Here is a 17506-nt window from a genome sequence, read left to right as displayed (position 1 = left end):
GGACGGCCCCTTTCCTTACGCGGCTTGCGCGTCGGTGCGGCGCTGCAGGACGAAGATCGGCTGCGCCCACGGCGAGTCCTTCTTCTTCTTGCTGGTGATGAGCGTCAGCTCGGACGGGTCGTAGACGTCGGTGTTGTGCGTCAGCGGCGTCGTCATCAGGTACTGCGCATCCGTGTTCTTGAGGAACTCGCCCACCAGCTGGATGTTGCGGATGTCCAGGTGCGCGAACGGTTCGTCGATGAACACGAAGCCGCCGGAGCCATCTTCCGACTTCAGCAAACCGATCAGCAGCACCAGCGACTTCATCACCTGCTGGCCGCCTGACGCCTCGCCGTCGTTCATCCCGATCTGGTCCTTGCCGTCGAACTTGAAGCGCACGTGCAGGCCGGCCTGCGCCAGCTGCACGTCGTCGTTCTCCAGCCGCACCGGATCGGCATGCACGTCGATGCCCGCCAGCTCGCCCAGCTCGCGGATGTTCTTCGCGTAGGTGCGGATGGTGTAGCGCAGGCGCTCGATGTAGGCGCCGCGCGCGTTGGCCGTCGCTTCGATCGCGCGGTTGTTCTGGTAGCGCCGCTCGTCGGTCTCGGCCTGGCGGTTGGACAGCTGATCGTTCAGGCGGTGGAACTGGTCGATGACGGTGGCGTCGAGCTCCCAGTCGTCGCGCGCCAGCGCGTGCTGCAGCCAGGTGACGCGCAGGTCGACCTGGTGGGTGTTCTTGTGCTCGGCCACCAGCGCCGCGCGGCGCGCCGGACGGCGCCAGCTGTGCGGCAGGTGGCGCCAGGTGCGGCGCAGTTCGGCCAGCGCCCTGGCATGCTCGTGGCGCTGCTCGATCTGGCGCTTGTGGCCCAGGCGCATGCCCGCTTCCCCTTCAGACAGCGCCATGCGGGCGTTGGTCAGCGCGGTGTCGGCGCGGGTGCGCGCGACGGTGGCATTCTTGGTCAGGCCCTGCAGCTCGCCCAGGCGGCCACCCACTTCCAGGCGCTCGGCCTTGAGCGGAGCGATCGCGCGCGCGGCTTCTTCGAATTCCTCGTGGCGGGCCGACAGCTCCTTGGCCGCGTCCACGCCGGCGATGCGGGCCTTGAGCGCGCCCACTTCCGATGCCAGCTTGCTGATCGCGAGCGTGAGCGTGTCTTCCTGCGCTTCCAGCGACGGCAGCGCCTTCTGCAGCGCGGCCAGGCGCTGGGTGCGTCCGGCGTCGCCGAAGCGGTAGCGCGACGCTTCCACGAACAGCGAGCGGCCGCCGCGGCGTTCGCGGTGGTACGCGTCCGGCGTGATCCATTCGTCGTCGCCGGTCTTGAAGCCTTCGTCCACCGAGTCGACGCGTGTGATGCGCGCCAGCTGGTCGATCAGCCACGCCGGCGCCGGCGCCGAGAAGCGCACCACCGACAGCAGGCTGTCATCCTTGACGCTCGGCGCGTCCACGCAGTCGGGCACGATGAAGTGGCGATAGCGTTCCTTCTCCGCCAGGCGGTAGGCCGCCGCCGCATCCCTGGCGCGTTCCAGCAGCACCACCGATGCGTAGCCGCCCAGCACGCCTTCGACGGCGCCCTGCCACTTCGCATCCGTCACTTCGACGATATCGGACAGCATCGCATGCGGAATGTTCGCGTCGTTCAGCGCGCGGCGCATCTGCCGCACGGCGTCCGGTTCCGGCATGGCGCTCTTGCCCTGCAGCGCCGAGATGGTCGACTGGTGCTCCGCAATCTTGGTGGAGATGGCTTCGCGCGCGGCGCGCTGCTTCGACAGCTCGGCCGACTTCTCGTCCAGCTGGGCCGACACTTCCGCGATGTCCGCGCCGGCATCGGCCGCCAGCTTCTGCAGGCGCTCCTTCTGTTCCAGCAGGCTGTCCAGCGGCTTGAGCTTGGTATTGACCGATGCCAGGCGCGAAGCCAGCGCGGTCGCTTCCTGCTCCAGCAGGGTTTCCTGTTCCTGCGCGTCGGTCAGGGCCTTGGCGCTGCTGGCCACCTGCGCGCGCTTCTCGGACAGCTGCGCGTCGGCTTGCGCCAGCGGCTTCCTCGCTTCGCGCAGCGCCTTCGAGGTGGCCGCCGCCTTCTCGCGCGCCTCGTGGTACTCGAGGCTCGGCATGACTTCTTCCAGCAGGTTGCGGCGTTCCTTGTTCAGGTCCTCCCACTGGTGGTAGTTGGCTACGCGCAGGCGCAGGCCTTCCAGGTTGGTCTTGGAGGCGTCCAGCTCCGCTTCGAAGCGCTTGAGCTCCGTCTCGGTGTCCTTCTGGTGGCGCTTGGCTTCGTCGTAGGCGTCCAGCACTTCCTTGTCGCCGAAGACCTGGAACACCAGGTCGAGCAGCTGGCGCGGCGCGTATTCGCACAGCTTGTCGGTTTCGCCCTGCTCCAGCGCCAGCACTTTGGACATGGCGGGCGACAGGCCCGCCATTGCCAGGCGCTTGCGGTAGTTCTCGACGCCCAGCCAGTCGGCCGCTTCCGTCACTTCCTCGATTTCGACGCGGCCCGGGCGCATCAGGTACTGGCGCTTCCAGTCGCCGCCGTTCTTCTGGATCTGGCAGAACAGCGTCACCTCGTCGTCGGAGAAGAAGCCGGAGCCGCGGAACGGCCGGTTCGACAGCTGCGAGCCGCTGGCGCGGTTGTCCACCACGGCGCGCAGCCAGGCGGTCTGCTGGCCGGAGTGGCGCGCGTAGTGCTTGTAGGTGCGGCCCATCGAGCAGTCGAGGCCGAACAGGGTGCGCAGCGCGTCCAGCAGCGTGGTCTTGCCGGAGCCGTTCTGGCCGGCGATGGTGATGATCTTCGCATCCAGCGGGATGTTCTTGATCCGCTGCCAGTAGTCCCAGTGAACCAGTTCGAGCGATTTAATGTGGAACATGGGTGAGCCTTATTCGGTATCGGATTGCGGGCTGTCGGCAGCAGCTTCCACTGCCGCTTCCGGCGCCGCTTCGGCAGGCGCTTCGGCCTGCGCATCGTTGGCGGGCGCGCGCGCCGGGCGCGGCACCACGACCTGCAGGTTCGGCGAAGCGCGGAACACGTCGGCCAGCGCGCCGTTGATGATGCGCTCCTTGAGCAGGTCGGTGTCCATCATCAGGTCCAGCAGCGGGCCTTCCAGGATCAGGTCCCCGCGCCGTTCGATGAAGCCGAGCTTGGACAGCACGCCCAGGTTCATGTCCATGCGGGTCTTCTTGCCGAGCTTTTCGCCAAAGTCGGCCAGCAGCGCGGTGTACGAGATGCCGATCGAGGTGTCCTCGGCGCGCGGCAGCGGCTTTTCCTTGCCGAAGAAATCGGTCTGGTCGTCGTCCTTGTGCTGGTGCGTCTCCTGGCGTTCGCGCTTGGGCAGGATGATCTGCGCCCAGAGCACGACCAGCAGCGCCACGCCGTCGCGCGTGAGGCCGAAGTTATTGTTCTGCCAGATGTCCTTGGCGCCGAAGATCTTCGGCTCCACCGCGCGATGCAGCGCCAGCGTGACGTGGTCGGCGTAGACGTTGTCGAGCAGCTTGAGGCCGGATTCGAGCAGGCGCTTGTCGACTTCCTCGCGGAAGGACTCGTCGGACAGCGCGCGCTTGACCAGCTTGTCGTCGCGGCGCAAGGTCTGGTGCGTGAGCAGGCGCGCGATCAGGATTTGGGAATCGTCATTCATCGGGCTGGCCGTTGTCTGGTACTTCAGTTGCGATGGAAAGGGTGGCGCGCGAAATGGCGGCGACGTGCGGATCGTCCAGCTGCACCATCTCGTCTTCCGGCGTGAACACGACCGGCAGGCGTGCCAGTTCGGCGGTGGCGCCCTGCAGGCTGGCCTCGGCGGCATCGCCCAGCAGCGGCAGCATCGACGCGCGGTAGGAGGCGACGGCAAAGCTGGCCGGCAGCAGCGAGTCCTGGATCGGCACCGACTTCGGCGCTTCTTCGCCGATCGATGGGAACACGCCGATGTTGGCGAAGTCGGACAGGCGCGACAGCCACGTATCCAGCTCCACCATGATGGCCGGGGTGTCGTTGACGGTGAGCGGCGCGTCCATGCCGGCCGGCAGGCCGCCGTCGGCGACGACGGCGCTGCGCTCGGCCATCAGTTCGGTTTCCGCCACGTCGATCATTTCGGCCGGCGTGATAAACAGCGGCACCACGGGGCGGTCGATCGCGCCCACCGCCAGCGAGGACAGGTCCTCGTGGTTCAGCAGCCAGCGCTTGACGTCGGTGGTGGACAGGCCGGACTGGCCCAGGTGCACGCGCTGGCGCTCGATCTGGTTGAGCGCGCGCGAGAACATGCCCTGCATGTTCAGCAGCGCCGACTGCGCGCGGCCGATCGCCTGCGCGGCCTTGTGGGTCGCCGCATCGGCTTTCTCGTCGGTGGTGATGGCGCGCAGGATCTCGGAACCCTTCTCGACCCAGTCGCAGGCCATGTGCCATTTGGCCTGCGAGGTGCGCAGGCGGAATTCGGAGCCGGAGGCGATCGCGTCGCGGAATTCTTCGGTCAGGTCGACCAGGCGTCCCAGCAGGTGCTTGAGCTGGTCGACGGTGACGCCGCCCACCGCCTGGGCGCCGGCGACCTGCGACAGCAGGAAGCCCATTTCGGCCTCGTCGTCGGCCTGCCCCATCGACAGCAGCGTATCGAGCGCGGACAGCACGTTGCGCGCCATCGGCGTGATGCGGTACACGCCGGCCGACGCATCCCACGCCAGCAGGCCGTGCGAGCGCAGGCGCTGCAGCACGGTCTCCAGGCTTTCGGAAGTCAGGTAGCCGAGGCGGGTATTGATGTCGGCGCGGGTGAAGCCGGCCGCGCTGGTGTCCGAGGCGAGTTCGCGCAGCACCAGCAGGCGCACGGTGACGGCGTCGCCGCCGCCGTGGAACAGCGCGGTAAACGCCTGCAGCGTCGGCTGCGCGCGCTTGAGGTGGAATACCTGCTCGATCTCGTCGGGAGCGATGCCCGGCTGGAAGTGGGCCTGGAGCGAGTCCGGGTCTTCCTGCAATGAGGGCGGTAAGTCGGCGGCAAAGGCCGCTGCTGCCAATATGTCGGTCATCGTGTTCCGGTTGCCAGTCTGTACACGCGGCGCAAGGCACGCGGGGCGACAGTATAACAGGCAGGCTGGGCAGCTATTTCCTAATTAGTTATTTCTTTGTTAACTTTGCCAGCGTTTGCTCGACATATTCGCCGTCCTTGTCGCTGAAGCGCAACTTGACGGGATACCAACCCAGGCTTGGCGCGAACCACAAATCGATGGCCTGCTCGCCCGGCTCCGGATTCGACTTGGCCAGGTGGACCGTCTCGAGCGTGCCCGCGCCGGTGGCCAGCGTCTCCTTGCCGGCGACCTTGAAGCGCCACATCTTCGCGTCGGTGCGGCCAGCCACCACGAAACTGACTTCCGCGCCCGGCGCGAACTTGCCCGGGGTGGCGCGCGCCATCGACGCCAGCTGCCACTGCGCGCTGGCGCGGTCCTGCTCGCCGCCGCGGATCTGGTAGCGCTTCTTCTTGTCCTCGCTGAACGCGACGGTGTTCGCCTCGCGGTCGAAGGTGGTGGTGAAGGGCGACTTGCGCATGCGCTTTTCGTAGAACTGGTCCGGCGCCAGCCCCGTGGCGACGATCGCGCCTTCGCTGCGGTTCTCGATGATCTGGCCCAGCAGCATGGCGCGCGTGTTGGCCACCAGCGAATAGCGGCCGTCGGCCACGCGCCAGTTCACGACCGATTCCCCGGCCAGCGAAAAACCCTTCTGCAACGCCTGGACCGTGTAGGTCAGGTCGGCGGAAGGCGGTACGTCGGCCTTGCCGTCCTGCGCCATCGCCAGGGACGACGCCTGCAGCGCCGCCAGCGCGGCGCCGGCCATCAAATGCTTCAAACCCATCTTATTTCCCTGCGCTTGTGTCGATCTTGGTAACGGCCTGGGTAGTCACAGCGCCGTTGGCTTCCGTATTGCGGATGAGGACAGGATACCAGCCAAGGGAAGGGGCGAACCAGATATCCAGTCTCGAATTGTAACTACCCGGTTTGGGCAGGCGCGCCAGGTGCACGGTCCTGAGGACGCCGAAGGCCGGGGTGTCGAGGTCTTCTTCGCCGATCATGACGAAACGGTAAATGACCGCGTCCTTTTCGCCGCCGACCTGGATGTCGACCTCTCCTGCCAGCTGCGACGGGTCCGCGCGGCCGATGGCGGCCAGCTGGAATGGCACGCTGGCCTTGTCCTGCGCGCCTGGCGACAGCGGGTCGGTGCGTTCGGACGCGGAGAAAGTGATCTTGTTCTCGTCGCGGCGGAAGTGGGTGGCGGTGAGCGCGCGGGTCAGGCGCTTCTCGGTGAACCTGAGCGGCTGGAGGCCGCCCTCGCCCACCGTTCCCTCGGAAGTGGAGACCAGCAGGTTCAGGCGCGTGACCAGCATCGAGATGCCAGCTTCCACGGTGACCTGGTAACGGGCGCCGTCGGTGCTCCAGGCGAGCGTGCCGGTGCCGGTGCGTTCGACGCCGTGCTTGTCGGTGCGCGCAACATCCATCGCCAGCCGGGCCGATGGCAGCAGCTCCACCTTGTACAGGCGCGCCTCGGGCGCCGGCGCTTCCTCCGGCGTGGCTTCAGGGGCTGGCTCCGCTGCGGGCGCGGGTTCGGGCTGCACCGGCTCCTGCACCGGTTCCTGCACCGCTTCCGGCGCCATCTCCCCGACCGGTTCCGGCGCCGCAGGCTCGGCGGCCGGCCCGGACTTTGCAGGCGCAGGCTTGGGCGCCGGCCTGGCCTTGCGCGGCTGTCGCGCCTTGCGCGGGGGCGGCGCCTCGGCCGCTGGCGCCTGCACGGGCGGCTTCCACAGCTGCGCCATGATGGCCGCCGGCTGTGCCGCCACCGGTTCGCCCAATGGCCGCACGTTCGCACTCACCCAGCCATAGGCGGCAACGTGCAGCCATAGCGTCAGGGCGGCGGCCAGGAGGATCTGTGGCCGCCTCAGGCTCGAGAGGAAAGTCGACATGCCTAAGTGTAACTGGAGTAGCAGCAATATGCCTTTCCGATAGGCATTTGCCCGCCGTTGGCGCTAGGGTCGTGCTTCCAGCTCCTGGATATAGGCCTTCATTTCGCCAATTTCCTTCCGTTGCGCAGCGATGATCTTATCGGCCAGCGCACGTACCTTCGGATCCGAGATGCCGGCGCGCTCGCTGGTGAGGATGGCAACCGAATGATGGGGAATCATGGCCCGCATGTAAGACACATCGTCGACGGTCGCCTGGCTGCGCACGAGCCACAGGGTGAGGCCGAATACGATCACGCTGCCAGCGACGATGGCTGCATTGAGCCCCTTCCTGGGGTACATCTTCCACATGAAGGCCATCATCACCGCCGCCATGGCCGCTCCCATCAGGATGGCCATGTAGGCCCGTGTCTCGCTGAAGTAGACGTGATCGATCGAATACACGTTCAGGTACATCAGGCCGAACATGACAATGGTGCCGGCGCCGATCATCTGGGCGAAGGTCGAGTATTTCATGGACGACATACCTGCACCGCCCTCGCGGTGTTCATCAGTATTCATGCGAAGCTCCTTGTTTGTCTGTCAAGATTAACAAATCACAGACAAAGTCGGCGCGCCGAAAGATAATGCAAGCATGCCAGCAAGGCAATCGACCAAACATAAGGAGGCGCGATCATGCAGAACCCGCAAATGCCAAACATGCCCGGCGCAGGATCGATGAGCGATTCGCTGGAGTTCGTGAAGAACCTGTGGGGGAACATGGGCGTGCCCGGCATCGCCGCGCCGACCTTGTCGGTGGACGACCTGGACAAGAAGATCAAGGACCTGAAGGCCGTCGAGATCTGGCTGAACGTGAACACATCCATGGTCCGCGGCAGCATCCAGGCGCTGGAAGTGCAGCGCGCCACGCTCACCGCGCTCAAGTCGATGAGCGAGGCGATGGCGAGCCAGGGCAATCCGTTTGCGGCCTTCGCGCAGCAGCAGCAGCAGCAGCAGCAGCAGGAGGCGGCGCAGCCGGCGGCGGTTGCGCCCGAGGGCGAGGCTGGCGCGGCGCAGGGCGCGCCTGGCGCTGGCGCTTCCGGTGACGCGGCGGCAGCCGCCGCCATGGGCATGGCGAATCCGGCGCTGTGGTGGGGCATGATGCAGGAGCAGTTCCAGCAGGCGCTGGCGCAGGCAGTGCAGGCGAATGCGGCCGCTGCGGCGCCGTCCCCCGCGCAGGATGGCGGCGCCGACGAGAAGCCGTCCGGCGGCGCGTCCCGGCCGCCCAAGCCGCACGCAAAGCGCAAGGCCGACTAAGGCCCTCTTACGCGGCGGCTTCGGCTTCGGCCACGGCCGGCTGGTTGAACGGGGCGAGCGCGGCCAGCTGCTCCATCAGCTGCGCAAAGCGCGGCTGCCCCGGCGCCACCTGGTCCACATGCATCAGCACCTGCAGCGCTTCGTCCGACAGTTCCGGGTCGTAGCCGTGCTGCTGCATCGCCGAGACGAGGATCTGCGCGGCGTTGAACAGGATGCGCATATTGTTCGGCAGCGCCGCGCGCGCGTCGCGCATCCACGAAATCGCTTCCCGTATCTTCCCGGTCTTCCACAGCAGCACGCCCTGGTTCATCAGGTCGGTCGCTTCGCGGCGGTTGGCCTGGATCAGCTCCTTGCCCTCGTCGCCCATGCGCGCCTTGTCGAAGATGCCCTGGATTTCTTCCAGCAGCAGCGTGTTGTCGTGGTTGTTCTTGATGAGGTAGCACAGCAGGTCGACCGGCGACTCCTTCACGCCGACGGCGAACAGCAGCGTGGCCAGTTCGATGCAGATGCGCGTCTCTGGCCGCTCGGGATTCGAGGCCAGCATCTCTTCCAGCTCGTCGCCCGCCTTGCGCGCACGGCGGTAGTCGCCGCTCTCGTGATACACCAGCCCTTCGGTGATCTTGGCGCGCAGCGGCATCTGCGCATCGGTGAATTCCTTCTGCGCGGTCGCGAGCAGCTGCAGCGCTTCCTTGGTCTCGTTCTTCATGCCGCACACGCGCGCCAGGCCAAGATAGGCGTCGCCGGTCTTGCGCACCGAGTACTCGCCGATTGCGATGCACTTGCGGTACGCGCGCTCGGCCATGCCGATATTGCCCAGCTTGAGGCAGACGTCGCCGAAGTGGCGCTGGCGTGGCACTGAATTGGGCGACAGGCGGGTGGCGCGTTCGAGGATCGAGCAGGCTTCGTCGTGCATGCCCATGCCCTGGTAGGCCAGCGCCAGCTGGTCGTAGGCGTCGATGTAGTAGCGGTTCTCGGCGATCACGGACTGGAACACCTGGCGCGCCGCCTCGAACTCGCCGTTCGCCATGCGGATCTTGGCCACGCCGGTGCGCGCCCACTGGTACTCGCGCTGCGCCAGCACCGCCTCGTAAGTCTCGCGCGCCTTGTGCAGCTCGCCGCTCTTCTCGAGCAGCTTCGCCTTCATGCGCAGCAGTTCGATCTCGTGCACGCGATTCTTTTCCATCTGCTCGTCGCACAGGCGCGCGGCGCGCAGGTAGTCCTTTTCGCCGAAGGCCTGGTCGATCTCGCGGAACACCTGCTTCTTGTGCCAGACGCGGTTCAGGCGCGTCAGCAGCACGCCCTCGGTGATCGGCTTGATCAGGTAGGCGTCGGGCTGGTGCTCGGCGGCGCCCATCACCGACTCGACGCTCTTCTCGGCCGACACCATCAGCCACACCGAGGAGGGCATCAGCAGGTTGCGCACGCGCGCTTCCTCCAGCACCTGCTGGCCGTTCTTGCCTTCGCCAAGGTTGTAGTCGCACAGGATCACGTCGTAGCGCTTGCTGGCGATCAGCCCCATCGCCTCGCCGCCGGATGCGGCCTGGTCGATGTTCCGTGCGCCCAGGTTGCGCAGGCTCTCGCGCAGCAGCTGGCGCACACCGGCAAAGTCGTCCACCACCAGGTAGTGCTTGGAGGCCCAGTCGACGCTGTCGTTCTTGTTGGGCAGCCCGTTCGGGAGATCGAACATGGTGGCCCCCTACGGCAGCGTGAGGACGAAGCAGCCGCCCCCGTAGGCCCCGCCGTTCTCCAGGCGCAGGTGGCCGGCGCGTCCGCGGTGCTTGTGCATCTTGGCCACTTCGCTGGAAAAATGCAGGCCCAGGCCCGTGCTGTTGGTCAGGAAGTTCACGCCGCAGCGGTTGCCGCTCATCGCGGAGGCGCCGGCTTCCAGCATCGCGGCCGGGTAGCCGCCGCCGTTATCCTCCACGCGGATCTCCAGGCAGCCGTCCACCACCGCGATCGCCAGGCGCACGCGGTCATGGGTGTAGTTGATGGCGTTGTTGATGGCATGGCCGATCACGCCCACGATCAGGTCTTCGTCGAAGTGCCAGACCAGCTCGGGGTCGTAGGACGTCTCCAGCGCGATGTTCTTCGAGCGCAGCAGCACCGCCCCGGACAGGATCACCTGGTCCACCAGGTGCTGCATCTCGAGCGGCTGCACGTCGAACGGGTAGTCGGGCTGGCCGATCTGCTTGTACAGCGCCAGCAGCTGGATCAAGTTGTCGTTCAGGCGCTTGGTCTGGTACAGCATGTGCGCCATCTGCGGATACGCGGCGTTGGCCTCGCCGGACGGCGGCGTTTGCGCGAGCAGCTTCTCCAGCGTCCCGCTCAGGACACTGATGGAGTTCTTCATGTCGTGCGCGGTCGAGGCGAGGAACAGCGACAGGTCGTTGGAGGTGACTGGATCGTCCATGGGGTTGGCAGTACGGAGGTTGCCGTATGGCAATTATAGCCCAGTTGCAGGCGTGGCGCTGTCGGTGTTTGCATGACCGGGGTCATGAACGGAAATGGCGGAATCGGCCCAGTTATGGCCGATTCCGCCAAAAAACCGGCAGTTCCTCCCCGGATTCTGCTAGCGCTTGCGGCCAGCGAGCAGGAAGCGGGCGGGGTCGAGCGCGCGCGCCAGCTTGTTTTCGAGCGGGACCGGTTCGCCCTCCAGCATCGCGGCCAGCACTTCGGCGGCATACGGCGCCCAGATCAGGCCGCGCGAGGCGTAGCCGAGCAGCCCGAACAAGCCTTCGTGCCGCGGCACGTCGCGCAGCCGCTCCATGCCGTCCCCTGCGCCATAGTCTGGCAGTGCACCCACCAGCGGCAGGCGGTCCGGCGGAATGCAGCGGAAGCCCACCCGTCCCGCCAGCGGCGCGTCCGAGCCCAGTTGCGGATCGCCCAGCAGCGAGCGCGCCTTGCGGATGTTTTCGTGGTGGCTGGAAGGGAGCAGGAGCGGATCGGCGATGTCGTCGTAGGTCGCCCCGGTGCTCACCACGCCCTCCACCGCCGGTGTCATGTACGCCTCGCGGCACAGCACGAACGGCAGGTTCGGCGCCGTCTTCGCTTCGAGGTGCGTGACCTGGCCGCGCACGCGTGCCAGCGGCAGCGGCGCGGTCTGCTCCATCTCCAGCGCCCCCGCACCGCTGGCGAGGACCAGGGTTGGCGCCTGCGCCACCACCGCGCCCTGCGCATCGGTGACTGTCCACTCGCCGCCGCGGCGGTCGATCCTGACGCTGCCGGTATTGAAGCGGCGCGTCAGGCGCTCGCCGCATTTTTCCAGCATCGCCTCGCACACCGAGGAGGGACGCGCCCACCCGGCCTGCGGGAACAGCCAGCCGCCTTCGGCCGCGGCAAAGCCGAGCATCGCGGCCAGTTCGTCGCGCTCGATCCAGCGCGCGAAGTCCGACGGATACGCGAATTTTGCAGCGATCTCGCGCTGCACGCGGGCGTGCGCGGCATCGCGCGCGACCTGGAGCACGCCGCAACGCCCGCCGAGGAAGCCGTTCCCCAGGTAGTCGAAGTAGCGCAGCGCGAACAGGTAAGCCGCTCGCGTCAGGCGCGTCGGGATATTGTCGTCCCTGGACAGCAGCGGCATGAAGATGCCCGCCAGGTTGCCGGACGCCTCGGATGCCGGCAGCGGATGCCGCTCCACCAGCGTGACGTCCCAGCCGCGCGCAACCAGGCGCTCGCAGGCGGCCGATCCGGCAAGCCCCGCGCCAACCACCACGGCGCGGCGCTCGCGGGCGGGCGGCGCGGGCGGCTGCGGCTTGCGGCTCGCAAAGGTGGCGCTGCGCTGGGCTTCGTCGAAGCGGAAGCCCACTTCGGTCACCGCGCGCACCTGGCCCGGGGTGAGTCCTCCGGTTGCCAGCTGGGCCCCGGGCACGCACAGCTTGGACAGCTGGCGCGCCCAGCCCTCGCCCTCCTCGCCGATGCCGTCGAGGCAGAGCGCATCGATGCGCAGCGACAGTTCGGGCACCGCCTGCGCCAGCCGCGCCGACAGCAGGTCGACGGTGACGCCGTCGCCGCGCAGCATGCGGTGCCAGCCCGGCAGCAGGTGCGGCGCCAGCGCGACGACGTGCAGCCGCTCGGCGCGCGACCGGTAGGTGTCAATCAGGCGCTGCAGGCGCTCTTCGCTGAACGCCGTGTCGAGGACGGTGAAGTGGGCCGGCGCCGTCATGCCCCGGCGCCGCGCCGGAAGCAGGCGTGGTCATGGTCGTTCACGACACCGACGCCCTGCAGGTAGGCGTAGATGATGGTGGAGCCGACGAACTTGAATCCGCGCTTGGACAGGTCCCTGGAGATGCGGTCCGACAGATCGGTCGTGGTCGGCCGGGTATGGTCATCCGGGCGGCGCACCAGCGGCTGGCCGCCGACGTGGTCCCACAGGTACTTGTCCAGCGTGAGCCCTTCCTCGCGCATGCGCAGGTAGGCCCTGGCATTGGTGATGGCCGCGTTGACCTTGAGCTTGTTGCGCACGATGCCGGGGTTCGCCAGCAGCTGCGCGATCTTGTCCTCGCCGTAGGCGGCGATTGCGTGCGCGTCCCAGCCGTCGAAGGCGGCGCGGTAGTTTTCGCGCTTGTTGAGGATGGTCTCCCACGACAGGCCGGCCTGCGCCCCTTCCAGGTTCAGCATCTCGAACAGGCGCACCTCGTCGTGGCACGGAACGCCCCATTCATGGTCGTGGTAGGCGAGGTAGAGGGGATTGGCGGGATTGGCCCAGCTGCAGCGTGTTTCGGTCATCGGATGGATCGGTGATGGGAACAGGGTGCAGTATAGATGATCGCGGCGGCCGCGATGCGGGACTCCCCGCTTGCCACTGGTGGCCTGCGGGGTCAGTCCCTTTGCTGCATCACTGCTAGCGGTTGCCGCTTTCGGTATCGGGCTTGCTGGTGGTCTTGGCCTTGCTCATCTGCTGCGCCGAGTTCAGGTGCTGCTGCACCACCGGCTTCATCTTGCCGGCCATCGCCTTCACGTCCGGATCTTTGGCGGACGATTCGATCTTGTTCAGCATGCCGTGCACGGTCCGGTGATCCTTGACGCCCGCGCGGTCCATGTAGGCCTTGTCGAAGGCGGCGCCGGACAGCGCATTGAGTTTCGCCGCTTCCTTGCGGTGCTTGTCGTCGAGCGCGGTGGGCAGCGTCACGCCTTTGGCCTGCGCCAGCGCCTGCACTTCGGCCAGCGCCTTGCCGTGGTCGTCGATCATCTGCTGGCCGAAGGTCTTGACCTGCTCGCTGGTCCCCTTGGACTGTGCCATCTTGCCCATTTCGACTTCCGCCATGTTGGCCATTGCCATATCCATGATCGCCTTGCTGTCGGCCTTGCCCAGCGCGCCGCCCGAAGCTGCCGTGCCGGCGGCGCCGGAGCGCCCGCTCATGGACTCCGGCGTGATGCCGGAGCGCGCATCCTGCGCGGCGCGCGAGCGATCGGTGGGTGCGGGAACATTCGACGGATCGCCGCGCTGCGCGCTCGACTGGCCGCTGCCGGACTGGGTCATGCCCGCCTGCGAAGACCCTGCCTGGGTCGTGCCGGCACGTGTCACCGACTGGTCCGTTTCCGATTGCGCGACGCCCGACTCCACAGTGCCTTTGTCGAAGCGGCCATTCTCCATGCCGGTCTGCTGGGTACCCGACTGGCGCGTACTCGATTGCATGACACCTTGCTGGAGCCGCGCCGCATTCGCTGCGGTGCTCGACTGCATGGTCGAGCCGGCGGTGCTGGCGCCCGATTGCGTGGTGTTGCTGGAGTCGTCGCGGGTGGTGGTCGGGGTGGTCCCGTCACGCTGGGAGTCGGTGCGGGTATCCGTTTGAAGTACCTGGGCGTGGACGGCGACCGCGGCGAACAGCACCGATACGCCAGCGATACCACGGATGAATTTGCTGTTGACCATATCTTCTCCTCGTCTTTACATGAATCGACGAGCGAGTGTATGCGCCCATGAATTGGAACAGCGCGCGGTAGCCCGGCGGAAAAAACCGCCGGTCACACAGCGATAGGCAATAGCCTACTGCTTGCGGAAAACGGAGACGACGATATCGCTTTCGAACATGCGCACCAGCGGCAGCGACACCAGTGCGGCCACATACTGGACGTAGACGCCGGCCGTGCTGGACGTGCCCGCGCAGCGGATGCGTTCGAGCAGGCCCTGCGCCCGCACCGACGGCAGGTCGATCGACAGCACCTGCTCGAAGCCATGGGATGCGACCAGCCGGGCCAGGTTCCTGCGGTCGAAATAATGCACATGCGGCGATGGCAGGTCCTTCTGCCACAGGCGCTCGAAGGGTGCCGTCCAGCCCAGGCGCGACAGCAGTTTGGCGGTGCGGTAGAAGAAGCCGCGGCTATTGGGCAGGTTCAGCACCAGCAGCCCGCCGGCGCCGAGATGCCGGTGCACCGCAGCGATGGCCGCGCGGATGTCCGGGATGTGCTCGATCACGTCGTTGAACACCACCACGTCGAATTGTTCGGCATCGTCCAGGACGGACGGGAAGAACCCCACGCGCACCGGCAGCCCCCTGGACTTGGTACGCCCGGCTACAAACTCGTCCGGCTCGATGCCGAGCACGTCGAAGCGCTGCTGCGCCGTTTCCAGGAACCAGCCGTGTGCGCACCCGACGTCGAGGAGCTTGCGCTGGGACGGCGTGCACAAGCGGTCGATGTGGTCGAGCAGATCGCGGAAATTTTCCATGCGGATCTGGCGCAAGCCGATTTCGCGCGCATCCTCGTCCACCTTTGCTTCGACCGACGCGTTGATGCACGGCTCCAGTGCGGCGCCCTCGTACGAGCATGCGGTACAGACCGAATGCCATCCGGCATGGCCACCGACAAGCTTGCTCTCGCACACGACGCAATTGCCCGACATTACTGCAGCCATCCAGTCCCCCTCTACGCTGATCCATCGAACACGCCGAGCGGTTCTGCTCCACCCGGTTATCGGACGACTGTAACAAAAAAGGCCACATTGTGCTACCGATCACCTTAAAATGTGCGCACGCATCTCATGGTATGGGCCGGACCGATGGCAGAGGAAATGGACGACAGGAAAAGTATGTACGACATCACGAGCGTCGAGGCGCTGCAGCGCCTGTATGGGGAACCGACGGAGGCGTCGGTGCGCAAGGTCGCCACGTCGATCCATCGCGTGTACCGGCCCTTCATTGACGCGGCGCGCTTCGTCGCGCTGGCGACCTCGGGCCCGCATGGACTGGACGTCTCGCCGCGTGGCGACCCGGCCGGATTCGTGCACGTGGAGGACGAGCGCACGCTGCTGCTGCCGGACCGCCGCGGCAATAACCGGATCGACAGCCTGCGCAACGTCCTGCATGATCCGCGCGTGGCGCTGCTGTTCCTCATCCCCGGCGTGGGCGAGACCCTGCGCGTGAACGGACGCGCCCGCATCCTCGCAGATCCGGAGCTGCTCGAACGCTTTGCAATGGATGGCAAGCTGCCACGTTCCATCCTGCGCATCGATGTGGAGACAGTGTTCTTCCAATGCTCGCGCGCTGTGGTGCGCGCCAGCCTGTGGGATGCGCAGCAGCATGTGCCGCGCTCCGCCCTGCCGAGCGGCGGGCAGATCCTGTCCGCACTGAGTGAAGGCGCGATGGACGGCGAGCAGTACGACCGCGAACTGCCCGCCCGTCTCAAGACGACGCTCTACTGAGCAGGGCTAGGTGTTCGCCGGCGCAGGCCCTGCGCGCACCGTCAGCTCCAGCGTGAACGCCTTGTCCGGGTCGCCTACCTTGATCGTGCCCTTCTCGTTGAGGCGGACCAGGATGCCCGGCTTCGACACCACCTGCCCGTTTGCGCTCAGCGTACTGCTCACGAACACGGTATCGCTGCCGGCCGGCGTGAGCTTCATCGTCACGCCCCACTCCGTCGTGTCGTTGCCGACCCTGAGCGTGGCCTCCTGTCCTGCGTGGACCACCATGCGCGGCGTCGAGGTGGCGCCATCGGCCGTCACCACCATCGCGATGTCGTAGGCCACCGCCGCGCCGTGCGCATCTGCCGCGCCTTGTGCGGCCCAGGCGGACCAGGCGCCGCCCGCCATGAGCAGCGTGACGGCGGCGCGGCCGGCGAAGCGGCGCAGGAGGCTTTGATGCGGGCGTTGCAGGTTCAAGATTCTCTCCTTGAGGGGATGGTGGGACTGCCATTGGCACGCGAACGGCGCTCGCGCATCGGATAACTGTGTCTTCAGCATGGCCTGCGCATACGTGCGTGCGCGGCCCGGATACGCGCGCATCACCGCCTGGTCGCAGGCCAGCTCCTGGTCCATGCGGAAGCGCCGCGCCGCGTAATGGATAACCGGGTTGAACCACCAGACGCATTGCGCCAGCGCGCAGGCGGCGTTGGCGAGCGGGTCGCGGCGCAGGGCGTGCCTGCGCTCGTGGGCCAGGATCAACTCACGTTCCGGCGCCGTGTAGCGCGTTTGGAAATCGGCAGGCAGCACCACCAGCGGGCGCAGTAGGCCCAGCAGCAGCGGACCTTCCCTGGCGCTCTCCGCGAACGCGACGCCGGCTTCACCGGCCAGAACGCCGAGGCCGCGCACGAAACGCCGGTAGCACAGCACTTGCCATCCGGCGGCCAGCATCGCAGATGCCGCCCACAAGGCAAGGATGGCGCCGGCCACCGGCGCCGGTGCCTCTGCGGCAGGCGCCCGCACCACGGTCGCCGCGGAGGCGAGCGGCACCGACAAGACCGCCACCTGCCGCGCCACCGGAGCGGCCGGCAGCGAAGCGGCGGCAATGGCGACCGGCAGCAGCAGCCATGCGGCGTAGGCCGCGCCTGCGCCGGACCAGCGGCGCAAGGCAGGGCCCACCGCGATCACGGCAAGCGCCGCGACCGACACACAGGCGGTCAGCGCCAGCAGGCAGGCGAGGATTTCATTTGCCATGGTCGTCCAGCTCCTTCACCAGGCGTTTCAATTCCTCGAGATCGCGCTTGCCGAGTTTGCGGTGGCGGCTGAAGTGCGCGACCAGCGGTGCCACGCGGCCGTCGAACAAGCGGTCGAGGAATCCCCTGCTTTCGCTATCGAGCCACTGCTCGCGGGTGAGGATGGGCGAATACAGGTAGCGCCTGCCGTCCTTCTCCGCGCGCACCGCGCCCTTTTTGAGCAGGCGGTTGAGCAGGGTCTTCACGGTGGCTTCCTGCCAGTCGCGATCGGGACGAATGGCGGCGGCGACTTCGTCGGCGGTCCTGGGACTGGCGGACCACAGCGCCTCCATGACGACGGATTCGGCTTCGCTGATGGGAATGGAAGGTGTCTTCATTGAATTCATTTACACATGTAATCGCAACTGATGATTACACGTGTAATTGTTCGTGTCAAGCGGTGGCCGGCGAA

16 protein-coding genes are annotated in these 17506 nt (G+C 66.9%); 2 read left to right on the top strand and 14 right to left on the bottom strand.

All coding sequences use genetic code 11. The features are described from left to right. Window positions 1-15 precede the first annotated feature (15 nt). The 6 genes from ACFSQR_RS03365 to ACFSQR_RS03340 all read right to left on the bottom strand — a co-directional run bounded on the left by ACFSQR_RS03365 (window position 16) and on the right by ACFSQR_RS03340 (window position 7452). Window positions 16-2835, bottom strand: coding sequence for an ATP-binding protein (locus ACFSQR_RS03365; RefSeq protein ID WP_377728106.1), 2820 nt, complete (start codon window positions 2833-2835; stop codon window positions 16-18). A gap of 9 nt (window positions 2836-2844) precedes the next feature. Further along, window positions 2845-3600: a hypothetical protein gene (locus ACFSQR_RS03360; protein ID WP_377728104.1), complete on the bottom strand. Its 756-nt coding sequence runs from the start codon at window positions 3598-3600 to the stop codon at window positions 2845-2847. After that, window positions 3593-4972: a hypothetical protein gene (locus ACFSQR_RS03355; RefSeq protein WP_377728102.1), complete on the bottom strand. Its 1380-nt coding sequence runs from the start codon at window positions 4970-4972 to the stop codon at window positions 3593-3595. Before ACFSQR_RS03355 ends, ACFSQR_RS03360 begins: the two co-directional genes overlap by 8 nt. An 88-nt stretch (window positions 4973-5060) precedes the next feature. Continuing rightward, window positions 5061-5792 carry a DUF3108 domain-containing protein gene (locus tag ACFSQR_RS03350; protein ID WP_377728100.1) on the bottom strand — a complete coding sequence of 244 codons (732 nt, stop codon included), beginning with the start codon at window positions 5790-5792 and terminating at the stop codon, window positions 5061-5063. A 1-nt stretch (window position 5793) separates the two neighbouring features. Beyond that, window positions 5794-6894 (bottom strand): DUF3108 domain-containing protein, encoded by a 1101-nt coding sequence (locus ACFSQR_RS03345; RefSeq protein WP_377728098.1) that lies wholly within the window; start codon window positions 6892-6894, stop codon window positions 5794-5796. Window positions 6895-6957: 63 nt separating this feature from the next. Continuing rightward, window positions 6958-7452, bottom strand: coding sequence for a DUF305 domain-containing protein (locus ACFSQR_RS03340; protein ID WP_377728096.1), 495 nt, complete (start codon window positions 7450-7452; stop codon window positions 6958-6960). A 114-nt stretch (window positions 7453-7566) separates the two neighbouring features. Between ACFSQR_RS03340 and ACFSQR_RS03335 the strand changes: the two genes are divergently transcribed. Next, entirely contained in the window at window positions 7567-8187 is a 621-nt protein-coding gene (locus tag ACFSQR_RS03335; protein ID WP_377728094.1) for a PhaM family polyhydroxyalkanoate granule multifunctional regulatory protein, read from the top strand. A 7-nt stretch (window positions 8188-8194) separates the two neighbouring features. Here ACFSQR_RS03335 and ACFSQR_RS03330 read toward each other — a convergent pair whose 3' ends face one another. The 6 genes from ACFSQR_RS03330 to ACFSQR_RS03305 all read right to left on the bottom strand — a co-directional run bounded on the left by ACFSQR_RS03330 (window position 8195) and on the right by ACFSQR_RS03305 (window position 15040). After that, the gene (locus ACFSQR_RS03330) at window positions 8195-9874 is read right to left on the bottom strand and encodes a response regulator (protein ID WP_377728092.1); all 1680 of its coding nucleotides are present in this window, start codon (window positions 9872-9874) and stop codon (window positions 8195-8197) included. A 9-nt stretch (window positions 9875-9883) separates the two neighbouring features. Beyond that, window positions 9884-10597 (bottom strand): sensor histidine kinase, encoded by a 714-nt coding sequence (locus tag ACFSQR_RS03325; protein WP_377728090.1) that lies wholly within the window; start codon window positions 10595-10597, stop codon window positions 9884-9886. Window positions 10598-10756: 159 nt separating this feature from the next. After that, window positions 10757-12349 (bottom strand): FAD-dependent 5-carboxymethylaminomethyl-2-thiouridine(34) oxidoreductase MnmC, encoded by a 1593-nt coding sequence (mnmC, locus tag ACFSQR_RS03320; RefSeq protein ID WP_377728088.1) that lies wholly within the window; start codon window positions 12347-12349, stop codon window positions 10757-10759. Further along, complete coding sequence (locus tag ACFSQR_RS03315; RefSeq protein ID WP_377728086.1) at window positions 12346-12912, bottom strand: DNA-3-methyladenine glycosylase I; 567 nt, start codon at window positions 12910-12912, stop codon at window positions 12346-12348. Before ACFSQR_RS03315 ends, mnmC begins: the two co-directional genes overlap by 4 nt. Before the next feature lie 115 nt (window positions 12913-13027). Beyond that, window positions 13028-14059, bottom strand: coding sequence for a DUF4142 domain-containing protein (locus ACFSQR_RS03310; protein ID WP_377728084.1), 1032 nt, complete (start codon window positions 14057-14059; stop codon window positions 13028-13030). A gap of 114 nt (window positions 14060-14173) precedes the next feature. Next, window positions 14174-15040, bottom strand: coding sequence for a class I SAM-dependent methyltransferase (locus ACFSQR_RS03305; protein ID WP_377728082.1), 867 nt, complete (start codon window positions 15038-15040; stop codon window positions 14174-14176). Window positions 15041-15214: 174 nt separating this feature from the next. Here ACFSQR_RS03305 and ACFSQR_RS03300 point away from each other — a divergent pair, with 174 nt between their 5' ends. After that, a complete protein-coding gene (locus tag ACFSQR_RS03300) occupies window positions 15215-15826 on the top strand; it encodes a pyridoxamine 5'-phosphate oxidase family protein (protein WP_377728080.1) in 612 nt (203 codons plus the stop codon). A 6-nt stretch (window positions 15827-15832) separates the two neighbouring features. Here ACFSQR_RS03300 and ACFSQR_RS03295 read toward each other — a convergent pair whose 3' ends face one another. Both ACFSQR_RS03295 and ACFSQR_RS03290 read right to left on the bottom strand, forming a co-directional pair. After that, entirely contained in the window at window positions 15833-17056 is a 1224-nt protein-coding gene (locus ACFSQR_RS03295; protein ID WP_377728078.1) for a M56 family metallopeptidase, read from the bottom strand. Continuing rightward, complete coding sequence (locus ACFSQR_RS03290; protein ID WP_377728076.1) at window positions 17046-17432, bottom strand: BlaI/MecI/CopY family transcriptional regulator; 387 nt, start codon at window positions 17430-17432, stop codon at window positions 17046-17048. The genes ACFSQR_RS03295 and ACFSQR_RS03290 overlap by 11 nt, the downstream gene beginning before the upstream one ends. Window positions 17433-17506: the final 74 nt, after the last annotated feature.

Origin of the sequence: Pseudoduganella sp. GCM10020061 (assembly GCF_042683405.1) — a bacterium.
Taxonomy (GTDB): Bacteria; Pseudomonadota; Gammaproteobacteria; order Burkholderiales; family Burkholderiaceae_D; genus Telluria.
The sequence above is the reverse complement of the archived record's forward strand: the minus strand, read 5'-3'. Positions and strand labels throughout refer to the sequence as shown.